This window comes from Micromonospora zingiberis (assembly GCF_004331455.1).
In the GTDB taxonomy this organism is placed as follows: Bacteria; Actinomycetota; Actinomycetes; order Mycobacteriales; family Micromonosporaceae; genus Micromonospora; species Micromonospora zingiberis.
Map to the genome: position 1 here is coordinate 50,750 of NZ_SJJR01000011.1, position 22,477 is coordinate 73,226.

Sequence of the window (22,477 nt, forward strand, 5' to 3'; positions counted from 1 at the left end):
GTCGGTCAGTTGTCGAGGAAAGCGGTGATCGCCGTGAGTACCGTGGCCCGCTGGTGCTCGGTGAGCACCGAGCCGCTGGGCAGGGCCAACCCGTTCTCGAAGAGGTGTTGGGCCGCGCCGGTGACCAGGGCCTCCGCGCCGGCGTACGCCGGTTGCAGGTGCAGCGGCTTCCAGATCGGACGGGTCTCGATGCCGCGTGCGGCCAGGTGGTCGGCGAGGTCGCGGGCCCGCCAACCGGCCGCTTCGGGATCGACGACGATGCAGGTCAACCAGCAGTTGGACAGGTCGTCCGAGTGCGCCAGCAGCCGTACCCCGGGCACGGCGGCGAAGAGGTCGGCATACAGCTTCCGGAGCTGGCGCCGCCGGGTGACCATGTGGTCGAGCCGACGCAACTGGGCACGGCCCACCGCCGCGAGCAGATTGCTGAGCCGGTAGTTGTACCCCACCTCGGGGTGCTCGTAGTGCGGCAGCGGCAGGCGGGCCTGGGTCGACAGGTACCGCACGCGTTCGGCGAGCACACCGTCGTCGGAGAGCAGCATCCCGCCACCCGAGGTGGTGATGATCTTGTTGCCGTTGAACGACAGGACCGCGGCGTGACCGAACGAACCGGCTGGGCGGCCCCGGTGGACGGCACCCAGGGCCTCTGCGGCGTCCTCGACGACCGGCACACCGGCGGCCGCGCAGATGGGTAGCAGGGCCGAGTAGTCGGCGCAGCTGCCGAAGATGTCGACCGGGAGCACGGCGCCGACCTGCCGGCCCGACGACCGGAGCTGTTCGAGCAGGGGGGCGAGGAGGGCGACGTCGATGTTGCCGGTGGCCGGGTCACAGTCGACGAAGACCGGCCGGGCGCCGGTGTAGCTGACCGCGTTGGCGGTGGCCACGAAGGTCAACGTGGGTACCACGACGACGTGTGCCGGGCCCACTCCGAGCGCGAGCAGTCCGAGATGGAGTGCGGCGGTCCCCGAGGAGAGCGCCACCGCGTGTGCGACGCCGACCCGGTCCGCGATCTCCCGCTCGAAGGCGGCCAACTCGGGCCCGACCGGAGCCACCCATCCCGACCGCAACGCGCTCACCAGATAGGACTCTTCGAGCGGTCCCACGTCCGGTGCGGACAGGTGGATAACGGGCGGAGCCGAAGTCCTCTCCCGCGGATTGGGGGGACTGAGGTTCCCCGATAGGTGCGTCAACGGACCTCCCCGCGATTGACGGCAGCTGCGTACGGTCCTTCTTAACACCATAAGTGCGCAGAAATCGTCGAATGTCGAAAATGTGTTTTCTGGGCGGAGTCCATGGGTGACGGTCGGCGACCATGAGCGCGGCACTCGGGGCCGCGACGGGTTGTCGCAAACTCCCTGACAACAACCACTCGACGCCGGTCGAGGTCACGGGCTACGACGAAGGAATACGCACCTGGGGTCCCATGTCGCCGGAGCCGTCACGACCCACGGGCCCGCCTCGACCCACGCGCTAGGTCGACAGGCGCCGGGCGAGCAGGGTTCGCAACGGCATCGACTCGCCGTCGCGTCCGCCGGCACCGAGCACCAACGGCGCCGGCGACGGCTCGGGGTCCACACCGAACAGCCGGGCCCGCAGCCCGCCCGGCACGGTCAACAGGTGAAATCGCCCGTCGACGTCGACCGCGCGGCTGCGTGCCTGGTCCACGTACCAACCGAGCAGCCGGGTGCGATAGCGGCCCCGGCCGTCGTACGACCGCGCGGTGAGCCGCTCCGGCGGCAGCCCGCGGCGCCGTGCCTCGGCGACGAACCAGGCCACCAGTTCCGCCGCCTCGGCCTGCTCGGCGACGCGCTGCTGCTGCGCGGCAGCGGCATGTGCCTGCACCGCCCGCTGCCGGGCCGTCCGCCACTCCGGGCCGTCGTTGCCCACCATGGCCGCGACGGTACGCCATCAGCCGCCCGGCGGAGGCCGACCCCCGAGGGGTGGTACCTCCGCCGAGCGGCCCGACCTCGCGGCGGACTACCGACCGGTCGGCTGGCTCAGAGGAGCCCGGCGCGACGTAGCGCGTCGGCCATCGCGCTGTCAGCGGGAGCGTTCGTGTTGCCCCGGCCCGCGCGTGCCCCGCTGCCGCCCCGGCTGGGCTGCCCCGTTCGTCCCTGGCTGGGTCGGCCCTGTCGGTCACCGCCAGCCCGCCCGCGTCCGTCGGCCGGGTCCTCGTCCAGGCGCAGGGTCAACGAGATGCGCTTGCGGGGTACGTCCACGTCGAGCACCTTGACCTTGACCACGTCGCCGGACTTCACCACCTCGTGCGGGTCCTTGACGAAGGTGCGCGACATCGCCGACACGTGCACCAGGCCGTCCTGGTGCACCCCGACGTCCACGAACGCGCCGAACGCGGCGACGTTGGTGACCACCCCCTCCAGGACCATGCCGGGGGTCAGGTCACTGATCTTCTCGACGCCTTCGGCGAAGGTCGCCGTCTTGAACTCCGGCCGTGGGTCGCGGCCTGGCTTCTCCAGTTCGGCGAGGATGTCGGTGACCGTGGGCAGACCGAAGGTGTCGTCGACGAAGTCGGTGGCCCGCAGCCCGCGCAGGATGGCGCTCCTGCCGATGATCGAGCGCAGGTCCTGGCCGGTCGAGGTGAGGATCCGACGCACCACCGGGTACGCCTCCGGGTGCACGCTGGAGGAGTCCAGCGGGTCATCGCCGCCGGGGATGCGCAGGAAGCCGGCACACTGCTCGAACGCCTTCGGGCCCAGCCGGGACACCTTCTTCAACTCGGCGCGAGTGCGGAAGGGCCCGTTGGCGTCCCGGTGCAGCACGATGTTCTCGGCCAGACCGGCGCCGATGCCGGAGACCCGGGTGAGCAGGGGAGCCGACGCGGTGTTGACGTCCACGCCGACACCGTTGACGCAGTCCTCCACGACCGCGTCCAACGACCGGGAGAGCTTCACCTCGGAGAGGTCGTGCTGGTACTGGCCGACACCGATCGACCGGGGGTCGATCTTGACCAGTTCGGCCAGCGGGTCCTGGAGCCGCCGGGCGATCGACACCGCACCACGCAGCGACACGTCCAGTCCGGGCAGTTCCTGTGCGGCGTACGCCGAGGCGGAGTAGACCGAGGCGCCCGCCTCGGAGACCACCAGCTTGGTCAGTTTCAGCTCGGGGTGCCGCTTGATCAGGTCGCCGGCCAGCTTGTCGGTCTCCCGACTGGCGGTGCCGTTGCCGATGGCGATCAGCTCGACCCCGTGCCTCGCGGCCAGCGTCGCCAGGGTGTGCAGGGACGCGTCCCACTGCCGGCGCGGCTCGTGCGGGTAGATGGTGTCGGTGGCGACCACCTTGCCGGTGGCGTCCACCACGGCCACCTTCACCCCGGTACGCAGGCCCGGGTCGAGTCCCATGGTGGGCCGGGCGCCGGCCGGCGCGGCGAGCAGCAGGTCACGCAGGTTGGTGGCGAAGACCCGGACGGCCTCCTCCTCGGCCGCCTGCCACAGCCGCATCCGCAGGTCCGCGCCGAGGTGGATGAGCACCCGGGTCCGCCACGCCCAGCGCACCGTGTCGGCGAGCCACTTGTCGGCGGGCCGGCCCTGGTCGGTGACGCCGAACCGACCGGCGATCGCGGCCTCGTACCGGGTCGGTCCGCTGACGACGGCGTCGCCGTCGCCATCGGCTTCCGGATCCATGGTCAGGTCGAGCACGCCCTCCTTCTCGCCCCGGAACATCGCCAGGATCCGGTGCGAGGGCAGCTTCGGGTACGGCTCGGCGAAGTCGAAGTAGTCGGCGAACTTCGCCCCGGCGCTCTCCTGCCCGTCGCGTACCCGGGACACCAGCCGGCCCCGCGACCACATCTGCTCGCGCAGCGTGCCGATCAGGTCGGCGTCCTCGGCGAACCGTTCGATCAGGATGGCCCGCGCCCCGTCCAGCGCGGCGGCGGCGTCGGCCACCCCCTTGTCCGCGTCGACGTAGCCGGCGGCCACCGCCTTCGGGTCCTGCGTCGGGTCGCCGAGCAGCGTGTCCGCGAGGGGCTCCAGCCCGGCCTCGCGGGCGATCTGCGCCCGGGTCCGCCGCTTGGGCTTGTACGGCAGGTAGATGTCCTCCAGCCGGGACTTCGAGTCGGCCGCCATGATCTGCGCTTCCAGGGCTTCGTCGAGCTTGCCCTGCTGGCGGATCGACTCCAGTACCGCCGCCCGCCGCTCGTCCAACTCACGCAGATAGCGCAGCCGCTCCTCCAGGGTGCGCAGCTGGGTGTCGTCGAGCAGCCCGGTGGCCTCCTTGCGGTACCGCGCGATGAACGGCACGGTGGCGCCGCCGTCGAGCAGCTCAACGGCCGCGCGTACCTGGTGCTCGGCGACGCCGAGCTCCCCGGCGATGCGCTGATGAACAGAGAGGGTCACGATGTCGCTCCGCCTTCTGGTGTGGGTTCCGTCGTGCATTCTGCCGGGCTACCGTGGCGATCATGGAAGCACCTGTGGAGCCTCGGGCGCGGCGGCTGTTCGGCGGCAGCGCGCGGGCCCTCGGCGACCTCGCGACCAGCCCGTTCCGGGCCGACCGGGACCGCATCGTCGGCTCGCCGTTCTTCGCCCGGCTGGGCGGAGTCACCCAGGTGGTGAGCCCGGGCGGCTCCGGGCTGCTGGTGCACAACCGGCTCACCCACAGCCTCAAGGTCGCCCAGGTGGCCCGGGCGATCGCCGAGCGGCTCGTCGCCGACGACTGGCAGCGCGACCTGGTGGAGAAGCTGGGTGGCTGCGACCCGGACGTGGTGGAGGCCGCCGCGCTCGCCCACGACCTCGGCCACCCGCCCTTCGGACACCTGGGGGAGCGGGTGCTGGACCGGCTGGCCCGGCACCGACTCGGCCTGGCCGACGGGTTCGAGGGCAACGCCCAGTCGTACCGGATCGTCACCTCCACCGAGATCCGTGGCGCGGCGACGACCGGACTGGACCTGACCGCGGCGGTGCGCGCGGCGATGCTGAAGTATCCGTGGACCCGGCTGGACCATCCCGACCCGCATCCGCGTCTGATGGATCCGCCGCCGCGCGGGGCGAGCCCGCCGCCGGACGACCCGGACAGCGGCTCGGCGAAGTTCGGGGCGTACCGCACCGAGCTGGACGACCTGCGGCAGGCCCGGGCGCCGTTCGCCGGGCGGATCGCCGACTGGCAGCAGACCGTCGAGGCGTCGGTGATGGACACCGCCGACGACATCGCGTACGCCATCCACGACGTGGAGGACTTCTACCGGGTCGGGGTGCTCCAGCAGGGTGCGGTGGCCGCCGAGCTGATGGCCTGGCAGCGCGAGGGCGGCCACCTGCGGGCCATCACCGACGCGGCGTTGACCACCTCGGCCCGCCGGCCCGGCGCGGCGATCGAGCGGCTGCGCCGCCACCTGCACCGCAAGGACGACTGGGTCGCCGACGACGACGCCTTCGCGGCGGCGGTCGAGCACGTCCGGGAGGAACTGGTCGACGGGCTGCTCGCCGTGCCGTTCGACGGCTCGATCGAGGCCGAACAGTACGTGGCCCGCTTCTCCGCCCGCTGGACCACCCGATTCGTCGACGCGATCACCGTCGTCGAACAGCCGTCCCTGCGCTCGGGGCACGTACTGCTCGCCCCGCCGCAGTGGCACGAGGTGCAGGTTCTCAAGTTCGTCCACCACCGGTTCGTGCTGGCCCGCCCCGACCTGGCGCTGCACCAGCGGGGCCAGGCCCGCCTGCTCGGCACCCTGGTCGAGGCGCTGCTGGAGTGGCTGCTCGACCCGGAGGAGGAGTCCCGCCTGCCCCGGCGCCTGCATGACCTGGTCGAGCTGGCCGAGGCGGAGTTGCACCCGCGTACCCCGGACCGGATCGGCAAGGCCCGGGGCCGCGCCATCGTGGATTTCGTGGCCCAACTGACCGACGGTCAGGCGGTGGCGATGCTGGACTCCCTCTCCGGGCGTTCCGGCGCGCTGTGGACCGACGCCTTCGTGCTCTGAGCGCAGGCTGCTCGGCGACGACTCACTCGACCAGGTGGTTCATCAGTCCACCGGTGTGCCAGAAGACGACGGTGGCGTTCGGCCGGAGTGCGCCGGTGCGGGCCAGCTCGGTCAGGCCACGGAACGCCTTGCCGGTGTAGGTCGGGTCGAGCGGCAGCCCGAGCCGCCAGGCATGCCGCACCGTCTCCCGGGTGGCCTCGGAGGCATGGGCGTACCCGCCGTCGACAAAGTCGTCGAGGAACTCGATCGGGGTCTCGGCGTCGCCGTCGAGCCAGGACAGGGCCTCCTGGACGGCGGCACCGCCCCGCGCGGCGGTACGGGCCACGGAGATCCCGATCACCCGGCTGTGGCAGCCGGCGCGGGCCAATCCCGCGACCAGCCCGGCCTGGGTCGCACCGGTACCCGAGGCCAGCACCACCGCGTCCGGTGCCGTGCCGAGTTGGCCGAGCATCTCGGCCGCCGCGTCGGCGTACGCCTCGACCCCGGATTTCGTGTGGCAGCCACCTGGAATGACGTGCACCGTCTGACCGGCGGCGGCCCGCACCGCTGTCAACTCGTCGATCCGCTGACCCACCTCCTCGGGTGCCACGAGGTGCACCTGGGCACCCGTGGCGCTCGCGAGTCGTACCGACAGCTGTTCCTTCGCCACCGCGTTCGCGCGTGTGTGCAGGACGAGGTCCACGTCGAGGCTCAGCCGGGCACCCATGAGAGCGGCGGTACGGCAGTGATTGGAATCGACCCCACCATTGGTGATCACGGCATCGCCGGGGCGTACCGCGCGAGCGGCCAACTCCCGGCCGAGCTTGCGGACCTTGTTGCCGGACAGCGGAAACGGCAACAGGTCGTCCCGCTTGACGAGCAGGCGCATGCCCAGCCGGCGGCCGATGAGGTCCCAGTGTTCCAACGGGCTCGGTGGTAGGTCGGCCGGCCTGGGCGCCTCGACCGGCGCCTTGATCAACAGTGCGGTCATCTGACGACCACCCCAGCCGGCCGGGTCGTGCTGCCCGCGGCCTGGGCGGCCAGGAAGTCCGCGCGGCTGAGGGTCATGCTTCGCCGACCGTCGGCCCGGGCCACGTCCCGAAAACCGAGCGAGGCGTAGATTCGGCAGGCGGCGTCGTTGTCCTGGTGCACCGTCAACAGAATGGACTCCAGCGATAGTCGTTCGAATGCCCAGCGGCACACCAACTGGGTGGCGGTCCGGCCGATACCCCGGCCGTAGCGCTCCGGGTCGACGAACACGTAGAACTCGGCCTCGCCGGCCGTGCGCGGGATGAGCCCGGCCATCCCGAGCGTCCCGCCGCCGGCCTTGTCGATCACCACCAGGTCGTGCCGGTCCGGATCCTGGCGTACGCGGGTGAACCACTCCTGCGTCGCGGCCAGGGTGACCGGGGTGATCTGGGTGTGCTGCCGGGTCCGGGGATCGTTCATCCAGTGCACCCGCTGCTCCAGATCACTGCCCCGCAACCGGCGCAGGGTCACCGCACCGAGGCTCGGATAGCTGCGCTCGGTGTCCAGCGGCTCCCCCTGGTCGCCGGGAATCACCACGACGTCTCGGCGCCGGACGATGCCGACGACGGTCCGCCAGAGAATCCGCATGTCGGTGCGGAGCGAGGCGCGGACGACGTACTCGACGTCGGTCTGCAAGCGCTCGTCCCACCCCAGGTGGTTACGCCCGCTGACCTGGGCAAGCCCGGTGATGCCGGGGCGGACGGCGTGCCGCAGCCGCTCGTCGTCCCGGTAGTACGGCAGGTATCGGGTGAACAGCGGGCGGGGCCCGACCAGGGACATCTCGCCCCGTACGACGTTGAGCAGTTGCGGCAGCTCGTCCAGGCTTGTGGTGCGCAGGAAACGACCGAGCGCGGTGAGCCGCTGCCGGTCGTCGCGCCCCGCGATCCGCGCGTCGGCCGATGCGCGCATGGTGCGGAACTTGTGCAGCGTGAAGGGCCGGTCCCGGTAGCCGAGGCGGGGCTGGCTGAACAGGACGGGACGCCCGTCGCACAGCAGGATCGCCGCCGCGACGACCAGGAACACCGGCGTGGCCAGCAGCATCAGCACGCCGCCGAGAACGGCGTCGACGACCCGTTTGGTGGTGGTGACGCGACGGATGCGGGAACGTTCGCTCGTGGTCAGCCGGTTTCGTTCGATCCGATCGAGCACGCTGCTAGTCACCGGCCGCCCCCGTGATGGCGGTCACCGACTCGTACTTGGCGCCGGTGACGCCAGCTGCCGCGACCAGCCACTTCGGGTCGTGTTCCTTGCCGGCGTGCCAGGCCACGTAGCAGGCGGGCACGTCGGCGCCGGCGAGATGGCTGAACGGGTAGCCGCCACCGAAGCGAGGGTTGACGTCGATGACCCAGGTCTCGCCGGCCTCGTCCACGATGGCGTCGACGTCGATCAGGCCACGGGCGCCGGTCGCGGCGGCGAGTCGGGCGCCGACCTGGGCTATCGGGCCGGGGTCCACGGTCACCGCGCGATCGGTCTCGCCGGCCCGCATGGCGAACTTGCGGCGGGCCAGGCAGGCCAGGTGGCGGCGGTCGAAGTCGGAGACGACGTCGAAGCCGTACTCGACACCACGGATCCGCCGCTGCACGACGACCAGGTCGTACCGCGGCTGACCGTCGTCGGAGGGCGGTCGACCGGAGCGGTCGGGCGCGGTCAGCGCGCACGAGCGCAGCTGCTCCTCCAGGTCATCCGCCGCACAGAAGGCCAGTCCGGAGGAACCACTGCCGTACCGGTGCTTGACCACCAGGTCGTCACCGAGTTCCCGCCATCCGCCGGGGGCGGCGAGCAGGTCGGCGGCGAGGCGGGTGGGGGGAGTGGCCACGTCAGCGGCGGCGGCCAGCTCGGCGAAGGCGTACTTGTCCTCGATGGCACTCTGGACGCCCCGCGCCAACGCCATGACCTGGGTGCCGGCGGCTTCGAGGGCAGCCGCCGGTTCGCCGGCGAGCGTGGAGATTTCGTAGTCGTGCAGCGGGACCAGCAGGGAGACCTCGTGCCGGGCACAGGCGCTGGCCAGGTTGGTGAAGTAGTCGGGTGAACGGTGCGGAGGCAGGTGGATGAAGTGGTCTGCCGCGATCTGCGCGGGAGCCCGGCGATCGCAGTCTGCCACCTGGATACGGCCACGAATGCCGGACCTCGTGAGCGCCTGGGAGAACCACTGTACGAGATAGTTCCGGCGTCCGGCCGAGGTCAGAAGAATGTTCAACATTTCCTCCGCTACAGACTGCGCAAGGTTTCGGGGGATGTGTCGGCGATTCTTCTGCGCCATCGTCCGCTATCGGGCGCGAATCGCCACCAACCTTTCTAGCAGCCCAGAGGGGGTGTGGCGCGCATTCCGTGGAAATCCGCCAGGTGTAAGTTATTCGCTTTCCAGTGCCTGTCTGGGCGTACTGAATCGACCTCGAAAATCAGTCGGTACGAGTAAGAGAATGCGAATCGGCTGCACGGCGCCAGAATAAGAAATGCGCGAGCCGCGACCACGGCGCGACCGAATTGCGTGACATCGGAGCAGGAAAAGCCGAGGCAATGAGAATTCGCCGACCACCGGTCGGCGGTGGGTGCTCGCTACCGGTGCAACGCCCGAATCACCGTCGAGTGACGGGTGGAACCGCTGGAGTACGCCGAAGCACTCCGCGGATCGTCAGGCGACGGACTGCCACCAGCCGTCGACCGGCGGCGGATCGTCGACCACCACCCGCTCGCCCGGACGTGGCACGGCAAGCCGGACATCACGCGCCTTGGCCTCGGCCCAGAGCCGGTCCACCGGCTCGGACCAGTCGTGCAACGCGAGGTTGAACGTCGCCCAGTGCACCGGAACGAACAGCCCGCCGCGCAGATCGAGGTGGGCGTTGACCGCCTCCTCGGGAAACATGTGGATGCTCGGCCAGGCCCGGTCGTACGCGCCGATCTGGATCAGCGTCACGTCGAACGGCCCGTGTGCCGCACCGATCTCGGCGTACCCGGCGAAGTAGCCGGAGTCCCCGGTGTAGTAGACGTTGCGCTGCCGACCGGCCACCACCCAGGAACTCCACAGGGTGGCGTTGCGGTGCAGACCGCGGCCGGAGAAGTGCTGGGCGGCGGTGCAGGTGATCTCCAGATCGGCCACCCGGTGGGTCTGGGCCCAGTCCAGCTCGACGATCCGGTCCGCCGGCACCCCCCACCGGTCGAGGTGGGCGCCGACGCCCAACGGCACCAGGAACGGCGCCGACTGCCGGGCCGTCAACTCCCGCACCGTGGCCATGTCCAGGTGGTCGTAGTGATCGTGGGAGATCAGGATCGCGTCGAGGCGGGGCAGTTCGTCGAGGCGTACCGGCGGTTCGTGCAGCCGGCGCGGCCCGACCGACGACGACGGCGAGCAGCGCTCGCTCCAGACCGGGTCGAGCAGCACCCGCCGGCCCTCGATCTCGATCAGGGTGGAGGCGTGGCCGTACCAGACCACGTTCAGCTCGCGGGTCGGGTCGATCGCGGCCTCGGCGGCCGGCCGCACCAGCGGCACCGGGGCGCTCGGCCGGCGTTGCTGCTTACCGAAGATCAGCTCGCGGATCAGGTTGCGGTCCGGGGCGGGAGCCATCGTCCGGGTGTCCGCCCGGTTGTGGAACGTGCCGTCGCGGTACTGCGGCGACCGGGCGGCCCGGTCGGCCCGCGCACCGGCCAGCCGGCCGCCGAGGGCGGCCGGCACGCCCCGGGCCGCCCAGGCCAGACCGGCCAGCCCGGCCAACGCTGCCAGGCCCGCCATCGAGCCACTGATCCGTCGGCCGGTCCGCTGTCCGGTCGGCTCCTTCGGCGCCCGCATGGATCCCCCTCCGCTGCTCCCGGCGTCCACGTTAGCCGCCGCCGCCAGCTTCAGCCGCCGTTGCCGGGACGGCGCGGGGCAACCCGGTGCGCGATTCCGCTGCCACCGACCCGTCGGTGGCCTTCAGCAAGTGCCGCCCCAACCGGGCCCGGGCCTGCACGGCGGGGTGGGTGGCACCGTAGTCGTCCGCGCCCGGCTGGCCGTCGGCGAAGAGCGCGTACGTCAGCACCGGAGTGCCGGCGGTGTCGAAGATCACCCCGGCCTCGTGCCGGGCGTCGGCGAACCAACCGGCCTTGGTGGCGATCCGGGCCCGCTCGGCCGAGGACATCTCCCGCCGGACACCGTCGTTGAACGCCACCGGCGAGCGCAGCAGCCGCAGCACGAAATCGGTCGAGGCCGGGGTGAGCAGGGCGCCGCCGACGAGCGCCCGGAGCAGGTCGTGCGTTTCCCGGGGCGTGCTGGTGCCGAGGTAGAACCGGTTCGGGTCGGCCACCGGTTGCACCTGCGTGTGGGGGAAGCCCTTGGCCAGGATGATCTGGTTGAGTTCGGCGGCCGGGCAGACCAGCCCGCACAGCCGTACCGCGGTGTCGTCGGAGACGGTCAGCAGGTTCGCCAGCGCGTGCCCCAGGGTGACCTGGCTGGGATAGGCGCCGTCCAGGCTGAACATGCCGTCGCCGCCGGGCACCACGATCGCGGCGGTCACCTCGACCTGCTGGTCGAGGGTGAGCAGGCCCCGGTCGACCTTGTCCAGCACGGCGACCGCCACGGCGATCTTGTTGACGCTGTACGCCTCGATCCGGCGGTCCGCCGACTCGCTCACCGCGACCAGCGGGTCATCGCCGGCCGGGCCGGCGAGGCTGACGTACGCCTGCCAGTTCCCGCCGGCCCGGGTCCTCGCCCGGCGGTACGCGGCCCGGATCCGGGCGGCGATGATCGGCAGATGTGTCATCGCCGATGTGTTCACGGGGTGAGCACGACCGTGACGCAGCCGTCCTCCTTGCGCTCGTGTCCCAGCACGCCGCCGGGCTTGAGGTACGGCCCGAGAACCTCGTAGAGGTGCAGGTCAGAGCCGCAGATGGCGGTGGAGGTGATCCGTACGATCGCGTCGGTCGGCGCCTCGATCTTCGGGTCGGGCACCTCCTCGACCCGTACGTCCCGCTTGCCCTGCCACGTCAACGCCCGCATGCCGGTGCCCTCCTGGATTCCGCTCGTAGCCGGACTGCTACCCCGGCCGGCGCTCTTCAACCGGCCCGGGCCCGGCCGGCGTCGATGCCGGGAAAACTGTGACGGCAGGGCTGGCTGCCCACCTCCGGCGGCGTCCGGTTGCGGGTGCGGGCCTGCTACGGGCGGTGTCGGGTTGCGGGTGCGGGCCTGTTTCGGGCGGTGCCGGGTTGCGGTTTCGGCTCGGACGGCGTCTGGGTGCGGGTGCGGGTCTGCTTCGGGCGGTGTCGGGTTGCGGGTGCCGCCCTGCCTCGGGCGGCGGCCGGTTGCGGGTGCCGGCCCTGTCGAGCTGCTGGCGCGAACGGTTCAGCCCCGATGCGGCTGGAATCCGGCCGTGTCGACGCCGATAGCCCAGCCGGTTCAGCTCGACAGCGCTCGAAGGGAACCTGCCCGCAGCCGGTGTCGGGGTGCCCATGGCCCACGGGTATACACGACCGGCCGCCGTGGCCCGAAGCAGGGCGGCGGCGGCCGGTCGGTAGTTGCTGGCTCAGGTGCCGGGGGTGTCGCCCCGCTTCGAGCTGGCGGCCAGGTAGTCGCGGTTGAGCCGGCCGATGGTGGTCAGCGGGATGCCCTTCGGGCAGACCACCGTGCACTCGCCGGCGTTGGTGCAGCCACCGAAGCCCGCCTCGTCGTGGGCGTCGACCATGCCGATGACCCGGGTGTGGCGCTCCGGCTGGCCCTGCGGGAGCAGCCCCAGCTGGGTGACCTTGGCGGCGGTGAACAGCATGCCGGAGCCGTTCGGGCAGGCCGCCACGCAGGCGCCGCAGCCGATGCAGGCGGCCGACTCGAACGCGGCGTCGGCGTTGGCCTTGGCCACCGGGACCGAGTGCGCTTCCGGTGCGCTGCCGGTGGGCGCGGTGATGTACCCGCCAGCAGCGATGATCTTGTCGAAGGCGCCCCGGTTGACCACCAGGTCCTTGATCACCGGGAAGGCCCGGGCCCGCCACGGCTCGATGTCGATGGTGTCGCCGTCTTTGAACTGCCGCATGTGCAGCTGACAGGCGGTGGTGCCGCGCTGCGGCCCGTGCGCGTCGCCGTTGATCATCAGGCCGCACATGCCGCAGATGCCCTCACGGCAGTCGTGGTCGAAGGCGATCGGCTCCTCGCCGGCGAGGATGAGCCGCTCGTTGAGCACGTCGAGCATCTCCAGGAACGACATGTCCGGGGAGACGTCGTCGACCTGGTAGGTCACCATCCGACCCTTGTCCTGGGGGCCGGACTGGCGCCAGATGCGCAGGGTCAGGTTCACTTGTAGCTCCGCTGCGTGGGGTGGACGTATTCGAACTCGAGGTCTTCCTTGTGCAGCACCGACGGCTCGCCGGTGGCCGTGAACTCCCAGGCGGCGACGTAGGCGAAGTTGTCGTCGTCGCGCTGCGCCTCGCCGTCGGGGGTCTGGTGCTCGGCCCGGAAGTGGCCGCCACAGGACTCCTCCCGGTGCAGGGCGTCGATGCACATCAGCTCGGCCAGCTCGAAGAAGTCGGCCACCCGGCCGGCCTTCTCCAGGGACTGGTTGAGCCCGTCGGCGTCACCGATGATCCGGACCCGCTGCCAGAACTGCTCGCGCAGCGCGCGGATCTCGTCGATCGCCTTGCGCAGCCCGGCCTCGGAACGCTCCATGCCGCAGTGTTCCCACATGATCTGGCCCAGCTCGCGGTGGAACGAGTCCACCGTCCGGTCGCCGTTGACGGCGAGCAGCCGCTGGAGGCGGTCCTCGACGTCGCGGCGCGCCTCGACGGCCGCCGGGTGGCTGGCGTCGATCTTCTCGAACGGCCCGGCGGCCAGGTAGTTGGCGACGGTGTTGGGCAGCACGAAGTAGCCGTCGGCCAGCCCCTGCATCAGCGCCGAGGCGCCGAGCCGGTTCGCGCCGTGGTCGGAGAAGTTCGCCTCGCCGATCACGAAGAGGCCGGGGATGGTCGACTGGAGGTCGTAGTCGACCCAGAGGCCACCCATCGTGTAGTGCACGGCCGGATAGATCCGCATCGGGACCTCGTACGGGTCCTCGCCGGTGATCCGCTCGTACATCTCGAACAGGTTGCCGTACTTGGCCTCGATCGCCTTGCGGCCGAGCCGGTTGATGGCGTCGGCGAAGTCGAGGTAGACCCCGAGCTTGGTCGGGCCCACGCCACGACCCTCGTCACAGACGTTCTTCGCGGCCCGCGAGGCGATGTCCCGGGGCACCAGGTTGCCGAACGAGGGGTAGATCCGCTCCAGGTAGTAGTCCCGCTCGTCCTCGGGGATGTCCCGGGGGTTGCGGTCGTCGCCCTTGGTCTTGGGCACCCACACCCGGCCGTCGTTGCGCAGCGACTCGCTCATCAGGGTCAGCTTCGACTGGTGGTCGCCGGAGACCGGGATGCAGGTCGGGTGGATCTGGGTGTAGCAGGGGTTGGCGAAGTACGCGCCCTTGCGGTGTGCCCGCCAGGTGGCGGTGACGTTGCAGCCCTTGGCGTTGGTGGAGAGGTAGAAGACGTTGCCGTACCCGCCGGAGGCGAGCACCACCGCGTCGGCGAACTCGGAGGTGATCTCGCCGGTGACCAGGTCACGGACCACGATGCCCCGGGCCTTGCCGTCGACGACGATCAGCTCCAGCATCTCGTGCCGGGCGTTCATCTCCACGTTGCCCAGGCCGATCTGCCGCTCCAACGCCTGGTACGCGCCGAGCAGCAACTGCTGCCCCGTCTGGCCCCGGGCGTAGAAGGTGCGCTGCACCTGGGCGCCGCCGAAGGAGCGGGTGTCGAGCAGGCCGCCGTACTCGCGGGCGAACGGCACGCCCTGCGCGACGCACTGGTCGATGATGTTGGCCGACACCTCGGCCAGCCGGTGCACGTTCGACTCGCGGGAGCGGAAGTCGCCGCCCTTGACCGTGTCGTAGAAGAGCCGGTGCACCGAGTCGCCGTCGTTGCGGTAGTTCTTGGCGGCGTTGATGCCGCCCTGTGCGGCGATCGAGTGGGCCCGGCGCGGGCTGTCCTGGTAGCAGTAGGACTTGACCTGGTAGCCCTGCTCGCCCAGCGTGGCGGCGGCGGCACCGCCGGCCAGGCCGGTGCCGACCACGATCACCGTCATCTTGCGACGGTTGGCCGGGTTGACCAGCTTGGCCTCGAAGCGGCGGCGGTCCCAGCGGCTCTCGATCGGGCCGTCGGGAGCCCGGGTGTCGGCGATCGGGTCGCCCTCGATGAAGAGATCATCCATGGTCAGGACACCAATCCGGTGAGTACGGCGAACGGGACCAGGAGGTAGCCGGCGCAGAGCGCGACGGCGAAGACCAGTGCCACCGCCCGGGCCCGCTGCTCGCCGCGCGGGGTCTGCTGTCCCAGGCTGCGCAGTGCGCTGAACACGCCGTGGCGCAGGTGGAAGCCGAGCGCCACGATCGCCAGGGTGTAGAAGAGCGTGACGTACCACCGGGCCGGCGCGAAGTCGGCGACGACGTTGGCGTACGGCCGGGACGGGTCGCCGACCGGGTTCAGTGTGCCGGTGGTCAGGTCCAGGATGTGGTAGATCACGAAGAGCAGGATGATCACGCCGCCCCAGCGCATGGTGCGGGCGGCGTAGCTGCCCCGGACCTTCTTGCGGTGGGCGTAACGCACCGGGCGGGCGGCGCGGGCCCGCAGCGCGAGCACCGTGGCGGCCCAGATGTGCCCGAGCACCGCGACCAGGAGCCCGACCCGCATGATCCACAGGAACCAGACGTTCGGCAGGATCGGGGCGCCGATCTCGCGCAGCCAGTGCGCGTAGTGGTTGAACGACGCGTCGCCCGCGAAGACCTTCAGGTTGCCCAGCATGTGCGCGATGAGGAACAGCACCAGGAAGATGCCCGTCACCGCCATGACGGCCTTGAGGCCGACATTGGATCGGATGGGCGACCGCGTTCTTGTCGTGACTACCACGCGACCGACGCTAGGAGTACTTTGATCAGTCGTCCAATGCATCGACACCGCAGTCTTGATAGCCATAAGCTATGTAGATGCAGCTCCATCAGCTGAAGTACTTCGTTGCGGTGGCCGAAGTACGACATTTCACCCAGGCGGCCGATGTCGTCGGCATAACCCAGCCCTCGTTGAGTAAGCAAATTCACGCGCTGGAGGACACGCTGGGCGCCCCGCTGTTCGAGCGGGTAAGGGGCAACATCACCCTCACCACCGCCGGCGAGGTGCTGCTGCCCCTGGCCAAGCGGATCCTCGCCGACGTGGAGACCGCCACCCGCGAGGTACAGGAACTCGTCGGCCTGCGGCGCGGCCGGGTCCGCCTCGGCGCCACGCCGAGCCTGGCCACCTCGCTCGCGCCGCCGGTGCTGCGCCGCTTCCGCGACGCCCATCCCACCGTCGACCTGCGGGTGGAGGAGGGCGGGTCCCAGGACCTGGTCCGTGACCTGCTCCGGGGCGACCTGGACCTGGCGCTGATCATCATGCCGGCCCAGGGCACCGACCCCGGGCTGCGCGCCGACCCGATCCTCACCGAGAGCCTGGTCGTCGCCTCGGTCGACCCGCTGCCGACCGCCTCCGCCAGCGGCGACCTGCGCATCACCGACCTGCGCGACCAGCCCCTGGTGATGTTCCGCGAGGGCTACGACCTGCGTGACGCCACGCTTCAGGCGTGCCGGGCCGCCGGCTTCGAACCCACCCTGTCGGTCGACGGTGGCGAGATGGACGCCGTGCTCAGCTTCGTCGAGGCCGGGCTGGGCGTCGCCCTGGTACCCGGCATCGTGGTGGCCCGCCGACCCGGCATCCGGGTCACCCGGCTCGCCCCGCCCGGCGTACGCCGAACCATCGGGGTGGCCCGCCGCCGCGACGTGGTGCCCACCCACGCCGGCCGCGAACTGCGCCGCATCCTGCTCGACTACGTCCACACCGCCGTCGCCGCCGACGAACTCCCGCCCGGCGTGGAGGCGCTGGCCTGAACCAACGGCCGGCAAGCTCCGCACCGGCGGGTGCGCAATCGAGCACGGATGAAGACGCTCCGACCCCGCGCAGCCGCATAGGCTCCCCGGCATGGCAGCGTCCGGTCACGCCGTCGTCGTCGGAGCCAGCCTGGGCGGTCTGCTCGCCGCCCGGGCCCTGGTGGAAACCTTCGCCCAGGTCACCGTCCTGGATCGGGACAGCCTGCCGGCCGAGTCGGTGCCCCGTCGCGGGGTCCCGCAGGGCCGCCAGGTGCACGTCCTGCTCGCCCGGGGCAGACAGGTCCTGGAGGAACTGTTCCCGGGGCTCGGCGCGGACCTGTACCGCAACGGCGCCACCCCGGTGGATCTGCACGGCCAGGTGCACTGGTACAACGACGGCCACCGGATGCGTCCCGCGCGTTCGGACCTCACCGCCTTCGGCATGAGCCGTCCCCTGCTCGAACAGGCGGTACGGGACCGGGTGAACGCCCTGCCCGGAGTGCGCCTGCTGCCGGAGTGCGAGGTCACCGGGCTGATCGCCACCCCGGACCACGGCCGGGTCACCGGGGTACGGCTCGCCCCGAAGAACGGCCAGCCCGGCGAACTGCACGCCGACCTCGTGGTCGATGCCGGCGGGCGGGCCACCCGCAGCCCGGTGTGGCTCGCCGAACTCGGGTACCCGGCGGCACCACAGGAGCGGGTGGAGGTCGGCGTCACGTACGTGACGCGCCGCTACCGCCGGGAGACCGGTCAACTGGACGGGATGCTCGGCGTGCTCGCCAACGCGATGCCCGGTCGCCCCCGATACGGGGTGGTGGCGCCGCAGGAAGGCGGACGGTTCGCGGTCACCATGGCGGGCATCCTGGGTGAGGAACCCCCGGTGGACGACGACGGCTTCGTCCGGTACGCCGCCTCGCTGACCGCACCGCAGATCGGCGAACTGGTCCGGCAGGCCGAACCGCTGGACGACCCGGTGCTGATGCGCTTCCCGGCCAGCGTCCGCCGCCGCTACGAGCGGCTGAACCGGTTTCCGGACGGCTACCTGGTGTTCGCCGACGCGCTGTGCAGCCTCAACCCGGTCTACGGGCAGGGCATCACCGTCGCCGCCGTGCAGGCACTGCTGCTGCGTGGGCTCCTCGCCCGCACCCGCGACCGGCTGGCCCGGCGGTTCTTCCCCCGCGCCGCCCGCCTGATCGACGCGCCCTGGTCCATCGCGGTCGGTGCCGACCTGCGCTTCCCCGGGGTACGCGGCCGGCGCACCCTGTCGGTCCGCATGATCAACGCCTACCTGGCCCGACTACACGCCGCCGCCTCGGACGACGCCCTGCTCGGGGCCGCCTTCCTGCGGGTGCTCAACCTGATCGACCCGCCGGCCCGGCTGCTCGGCCCGGACGTGATGCTCCGGGTCCTCGCCCGCCGACGTCAGCGCCCCTCGGCGTCGTCCATCGCGCGATAGATCCGCTGCTCCGAGACCGGATACGGGGTGCCGAGGGCCTGCGCGAAGACGCTCACCCGCAACTCCTCGATCATCCAGCGGATCTGCCGGACCGCGGCGGAACCGCGTCGCGCCGGGGGGAGCGCGGCGAGCATCTCGTCGTACTCCCGCTGGACCACCGCGATCCGGTCCTGCTGCTGTTTGTCCCGAGGGGGATTGGTGGGCAGCCGGTCCAGCCGCCGCTCGATCGCGGTCAGGTAGCGCAGCAGATCCGGCAGGCGGGCGTAGCCGGTCTCGGTGATGAAGCCGGCGTGCACCAGCCCGTTGAGCTGGGAGCGGATGTCGGCCAGGGCGGCCACCACGGCCAGGTTCTTCGTCGCACCGAGTCGTTGCTGCACCGCGTACGTGGCGGCGAGCACCGCCCGGACCCGATCCATCACCTCCACCACGGTGTCCACCAGGGCGGCGCGGACCTTGTCCCGCAGCGCGGCGAAACCCTCGGCGTCCCAGGCCGGCCCACCCGCCTCGGCGACCAGCTTGTCGATCGCCGCCCCGGCGGCGTCCTCGATCAGTGCCTGCACCCCGCCGTGCGGGTTGCGCGACAGCGCCAACTTCGCCTCGTTGGTCAGCCGCCCCTGAAGGAACTTCGCCGGCGACGGCACGGTCAGCCGCAGCAGCCGCCGGGTGCCCGCCCAGTGCGCGGCCTCCTGTTCGCCCGCCGAGTCGAAGACCCGCACCCCGACCGTGGCGCCCTCGTCCACCAGCGCCGGGTACGCGGTCACCGCGTACCCGGCCCGCACCTGCTCGATGGTGCGCGGCAGGGTGCCGATCTCCCACGCCGTCAGACCGGTCCGGGCCACGTCCGGCGCGGCGGCGGCGACCACCTGACGTACCTCGGCCTTGAGTTGGCGTTGCAGGGCCGGCAGGTCCTTGCCCTCGGCGACCGGCTTGTCGTCCTCGCCGAGCACCCGGAAGGTCACCCGCAGGTGCGCCGGCAACCTGCCCAGATCCCAGGCCTCCCGGGGCACGGTCACCCCGGTCATCCGGCGCAACTGCCGGGTCAGCGCGTCCAGCAGCGGCTCCTCGCCGGCAGTGATCGCGGCCAGCGCCGCGCGGGCGTAGTCCGGCACCGGTACGAAGTTGCGCCGCACCGGCTTCGGCAGCGAGCGGATCAACGCGATGACGAGTTCCTCACGCAGGCCCGGCACCTGCCAGTCGAAGCTCTCCGCCGGCACCTGGTTCAGCAGCGGCAACGGGATGTCCACGGTCACCCCGTCGGTCGCCGTACCCGGCTCGAAGGTGTACGTCAGCGGCAGGCTGACCCCTTCGGTGCGCCACTCGTCCGGGTAGTCGGCCTCGTCCAACCCACCCCGCCCCGCGTTGACCAGCAGCTCACGGGTGAAGCTGAGCAACTCCGGGCGCTCCCGCCGGGTCCCCTTCCACCAGGTGTCGAAGTGCCGTCCGGAGACCACCTCGGCCGGGATCCGCGCGTCGTAGAACTGGAAAATGGTCTCGTCGTCGACCAGGATGTCCCGCCGCCGGGCCCGGTTCTCCCACTCCTCCACCTCGGTGAGCAGCCGCTGGTTGTCGCGCCAGAACTGGTGGTGGGTCGACCAGTCACCCTCGACCAGCGCGTGCCGGATGAACAGTTCCCGGCTCAACACCGGGTCGACCCGGCCGAAGTTCACCTTGCGGGAGGTGACCAGCGGTACGCCGTACAGGGTGACCCGCTCGTACGCCATCACCGCCGCCTGCTTCTTCTCCCAGTGCGGCTCGCTGTAGCTGCGTTTGACCAGGTGCTGGGCCAGCGGTTCGACCCACTCCGGTTCGATCCGGCCGTTCACCCGCCCCCAGAGCCGGGAGGTCTCCACCAGTTCGGCGGCCATCACCCAGCGCGGCGGCTTACGGAACAGCGCCGACCCGGGGAACAGGCCGAACTTCGCGCCCCGGGCACCCAGGTACTCGTGTTTCTGGGCGTCCTTGAGGCCGATGTGCGACAGCAGGCCGGGCAGCAGCGACTGGTGCACCTTCGGCGTGTCGATCTCCTCCGGCAGGTCCGCGCCGCCCTGGCGCCGCCCGCCTCCGCCGGGGTCGACCTCCGCGCCGGCCCGCCGGCCGCGCCCCCGGCCATCCTGATCGGCGGTACGCGACACCTGGCGCAACTGGCTGACGATGTCCTGCCACTCGCGCACCCGCAGGTAGTTGAGGTACTCGGCCTTGCACATCCGGCGGAACGCGCTGGAGGAGAGTTCCCGCTGCTGCTCCCGCAGATACCGCCACAGGTTGAGGAACGCGACGAAGTCGGATTCGGCGTCCGCGAAGCGCGCGTGCGCCTGGTCGGCCTGGGCCTGTTTGTCGGCCGGCCGCTCGCGCGGATCCTGAATCGACAGCGCGGCGGCGATCACCATCACCTCGGTGGCACAACCGTTGCGCTCACCCTCCAGGACCATCCGGGCCAGCCGAGGGTCGACCGGAAGCTGGGCCAGCCGCCGACCGAGCTGGGTGAGCCGCCGAGCCGGATCGGCTTCGCTCGGGTCGAGCGCACCCAGCTCGTGCAGCAGGTTGACCCCGTCGGCGATGTTGCGGCGGTCCGGCGGGTCGATGAACGGGAAGGCGCTGATGTCGCCCAAACCGATGGCGGTCATCTGGAGGATGACCGAGGCCAGGTTGGTCCGCAGGATCTCCGGGTCGGTGAACTCGGGGCGGGCCAGGAAGTCCTGCTCGTCGTAGAGCCGGATGCAGATGCCGTCCGAGGTACGCCCACAGCGACCCTTGCGCTGGTTGGCGCTGGCCTGCGAGACCGGCTCGATCGGTAGCCGCTGCACCTTCAGCCGCTGCGAGTAGCGGGAGATCCGGGCCGTGCCGGGGTCCACCACGTACTTGATGCCGGGCACGGTCAGCGACGTCTCCGCGACGTTGGTCGCCAGCACCACCCGCCGGCCGGCGTGCGGGGCGAAGACCCGGTGCTGCTCGGCGACGCTCAGCCGGGCGTACAGCGGCAGAATCTCGGTGCCGAGCAGCGAGCGCTTGTTCTGCACCAGCTTGCCCAGCGCGTCGGCGGTGTCCCGGATCTCCCGCTCGCCGCTGAGGAAGACCAGGACGTCGCCGGGACCTTCGGCGGCCAACTCCTCGACCGCGTCGCCGATGGCCTGGATCTGGTCACGGACGTTCTCCTCGTCCGCGTCCTCCTCGTCGGCCTCGACGACTTCGACAAGTGGCCGGTAACGCACCTCGACCGGGTACGTCCGGCCGGACACCTCGACCACCGGCGCCGGTACGCCCTCGGGATGCTCGTCGGTCGGTGGGCCGGCGAAGTGCCGGGCGAACCGGTCGGTCTCGATCGTCGCCGAGGTGATGATCACCTTGAGGTCGGGTCGGCGGGGGAGCAGCTGCCTGAGGTAGCCGAGAATAAAGTCGATGTTGAGGCTGCGCTCGTGCGCCTCGTCGATGATCAGCGTGTCGTACTGGCGCAGCATCCGGTCGGTCTGCAACTCGGCCAGCAGGATACCGTCGGTCATCAGCTTGACCAGGCTCTGCTCGCCGACCTGGTCGGTGAAGCGCACCTTGTAGCCGACCACGTCGCCCAGCTCGGTGCCCAACTCCTCGGCGATCCGGTCGGCGACCGTACGGGCGGCCAACCGGCGGGGCTGGGTGTGCCCGATCAGCCCGCTGATCCCGCGCCCCAACTCCAGGCAGATCTTCGGCAACTGGGTGGTCTTGCCCGAGCCGGTCTCGCCGGCCACGATCACCACCTGGTGGTCACGGATGGCCGCGGCGATGTCGGCGGCGCGCTCGCTGACCGGCAACTGCGCCGGATACGTGATCTTCGGCAGCGCGGCCCGGCGCCGCTCCAGCCGGGCCTCCGCCGCGGCCACCTCGGCCGCGATCTCGGCCAGCGCCGGCTCCCGCCGCTGCGGGTCGCGCAGCTTGCGCAGCCCGTCCAGCCGTCGCCGCAGTTGGCGCTGGTCGCGGAACATCAACGGGGCGAGCCGACGCTGCAACGCACGGATCGGGTCGGCCGCGGCGGGTGAGGCTGGATTCTGCATGGCGTGCCCAAGGATAGGCAGCCCGCCGCCAACCCGCCTCCTGGTTACCTCCCCACCCCGCCGTAGCCCGACCTGCGCCCCCCAACCCCCACCCGCTGTGGGCCCCCGCCTGCGCCTCCGGGGCCCCACCCGCTGTGGCCCGGACGCAGGCCCGACCCCTGCTCGGCCTTCGCGTGGCCCGGACGCAGGC

Annotated in this window: 14 protein-coding genes and 2 pseudogenes; 3 read left to right on the plus strand and 13 right to left on the minus strand. The window is 71.3% G+C overall.

Features of this window, described 5'->3' with window-relative positions; all coding sequences use genetic code 11:
* Positions 1-5: 5 nt before the first annotated feature.
* From E0H26_RS17355 to E0H26_RS17365, 3 genes and pseudogenes are all read right to left on the minus strand, one after another.
* Positions 6-1,100 (minus strand): DegT/DnrJ/EryC1/StrS family aminotransferase, encoded by a 1,095-nt coding sequence (locus E0H26_RS17355; protein ID WP_338106219.1) that lies wholly within the window; start codon positions 1,098-1,100, stop codon positions 6-8.
* A gap of 367 nt (positions 1,101-1,467) precedes the next feature.
* Positions 1,468-1,887 carry a hypothetical protein gene (locus E0H26_RS17360; RefSeq protein ID WP_131304769.1) on the minus strand — a complete coding sequence of 140 codons (420 nt, stop codon included), beginning with the start codon at positions 1,885-1,887 and terminating at the stop codon, positions 1,468-1,470.
* 107 nt (positions 1,888-1,994) lie between these two features.
* Positions 1,995-4,413 (minus strand): annotated as a pseudogene (locus E0H26_RS17365) (Tex family protein).
* On the opposite strand from E0H26_RS17365, the gene E0H26_RS17370 reads away from it, so the two are divergent.
* The gene (locus tag E0H26_RS17370) at positions 4,412-5,923 is read left to right on the plus strand and encodes a deoxyguanosinetriphosphate triphosphohydrolase family protein (protein ID WP_131304773.1); all 1,512 of its coding nucleotides are present in this window, start codon (positions 4,412-4,414) and stop codon (positions 5,921-5,923) included. The pseudogene E0H26_RS17365 and the gene E0H26_RS17370 overlap by 2 nt on opposite strands.
* A gap of 22 nt (positions 5,924-5,945) precedes the next feature.
* Here the strand turns inward: E0H26_RS17370 and E0H26_RS17375 are convergent, their stop codons facing one another.
* The 9 genes and pseudogenes from E0H26_RS17375 to E0H26_RS17415 form a co-directional block, all read right to left on the minus strand.
* Complete coding sequence (locus tag E0H26_RS17375; RefSeq protein WP_131304775.1) at positions 5,946-6,893, minus strand: 1-aminocyclopropane-1-carboxylate deaminase/D-cysteine desulfhydrase; 948 nt, start codon at positions 6,891-6,893, stop codon at positions 5,946-5,948.
* Positions 6,890-8,092, minus strand: a complete 1,203-nt coding sequence (locus tag E0H26_RS17380; RefSeq protein ID WP_131304777.1) for a GNAT family N-acetyltransferase — start codon at positions 8,090-8,092, stop codon at positions 6,890-6,892. Before E0H26_RS17380 ends, E0H26_RS17375 begins: the two co-directional genes overlap by 4 nt.
* Positions 8,085-9,191, minus strand: coding sequence for an ATP-grasp domain-containing protein (locus E0H26_RS17385; RefSeq protein WP_131304779.1), 1,107 nt, complete (start codon positions 9,189-9,191; stop codon positions 8,085-8,087). The genes E0H26_RS17380 and E0H26_RS17385 overlap by 8 nt, the downstream gene beginning before the upstream one ends.
* Positions 9,192-9,563: 372 nt before the next feature.
* Positions 9,564-10,715 carry an MBL fold metallo-hydrolase gene (locus tag E0H26_RS17390; protein WP_131304781.1) on the minus strand — a complete coding sequence of 384 codons (1,152 nt, stop codon included), beginning with the start codon at positions 10,713-10,715 and terminating at the stop codon, positions 9,564-9,566.
* 31 nt (positions 10,716-10,746) lie between these two features.
* A complete protein-coding gene (locus E0H26_RS17395) occupies positions 10,747-11,664 on the minus strand; it encodes a serine hydrolase (protein ID WP_165521904.1) in 918 nt (305 codons plus the stop codon).
* A 53-nt stretch (positions 11,665-11,717) separates the two neighbouring features.
* Positions 11,718-11,900: pseudogene (locus E0H26_RS17400) on the minus strand (glutathione-dependent formaldehyde dehydrogenase); the annotation flags it as partial.
* A 523-nt stretch (positions 11,901-12,423) separates the two neighbouring features.
* On the minus strand, positions 12,424-13,185 hold the full coding sequence (locus tag E0H26_RS17405; protein WP_131304783.1) for a succinate dehydrogenase/fumarate reductase iron-sulfur subunit: 762 nt from the start codon (positions 13,183-13,185) through the stop codon (positions 12,424-12,426).
* A complete protein-coding gene (locus tag E0H26_RS17410; RefSeq protein WP_131304784.1) occupies positions 13,182-15,122 on the minus strand; it encodes a fumarate reductase/succinate dehydrogenase flavoprotein subunit in 1,941 nt (646 codons plus the stop codon). Before E0H26_RS17410 ends, E0H26_RS17405 begins: the two co-directional genes overlap by 4 nt.
* Before the next feature lie 2 nt (positions 15,123-15,124).
* Positions 15,125-15,817, minus strand: coding sequence for a succinate dehydrogenase cytochrome b subunit (locus E0H26_RS17415; protein ID WP_276320400.1), 693 nt, complete (start codon positions 15,815-15,817; stop codon positions 15,125-15,127).
* A 77-nt stretch (positions 15,818-15,894) separates the two neighbouring features.
* On the opposite strand from E0H26_RS17415, the gene E0H26_RS17420 reads away from it, so the two are divergent.
* Positions 15,895-16,827, plus strand: coding sequence for a LysR family transcriptional regulator (locus tag E0H26_RS17420; protein ID WP_131304788.1), 933 nt, complete (start codon positions 15,895-15,897; stop codon positions 16,825-16,827).
* Between the two features lie 91 nt (positions 16,828-16,918).
* On the plus strand, positions 16,919-18,262 hold the full coding sequence (locus tag E0H26_RS17425; protein ID WP_131304791.1) for an NAD(P)/FAD-dependent oxidoreductase: 1,344 nt from the start codon (positions 16,919-16,921) through the stop codon (positions 18,260-18,262).
* Here the strand turns inward: E0H26_RS17425 and hrpA are convergent.
* On the minus strand, positions 18,229-22,287 hold the full coding sequence (hrpA, locus tag E0H26_RS17430; RefSeq protein WP_131304793.1) for an ATP-dependent RNA helicase HrpA: 4,059 nt from the start codon (positions 22,285-22,287) through the stop codon (positions 18,229-18,231). The two genes, E0H26_RS17425 and hrpA, sit on opposite strands and share 34 nt — an antisense overlap.
* Positions 22,288-22,477: the final 190 nt, after the last annotated feature.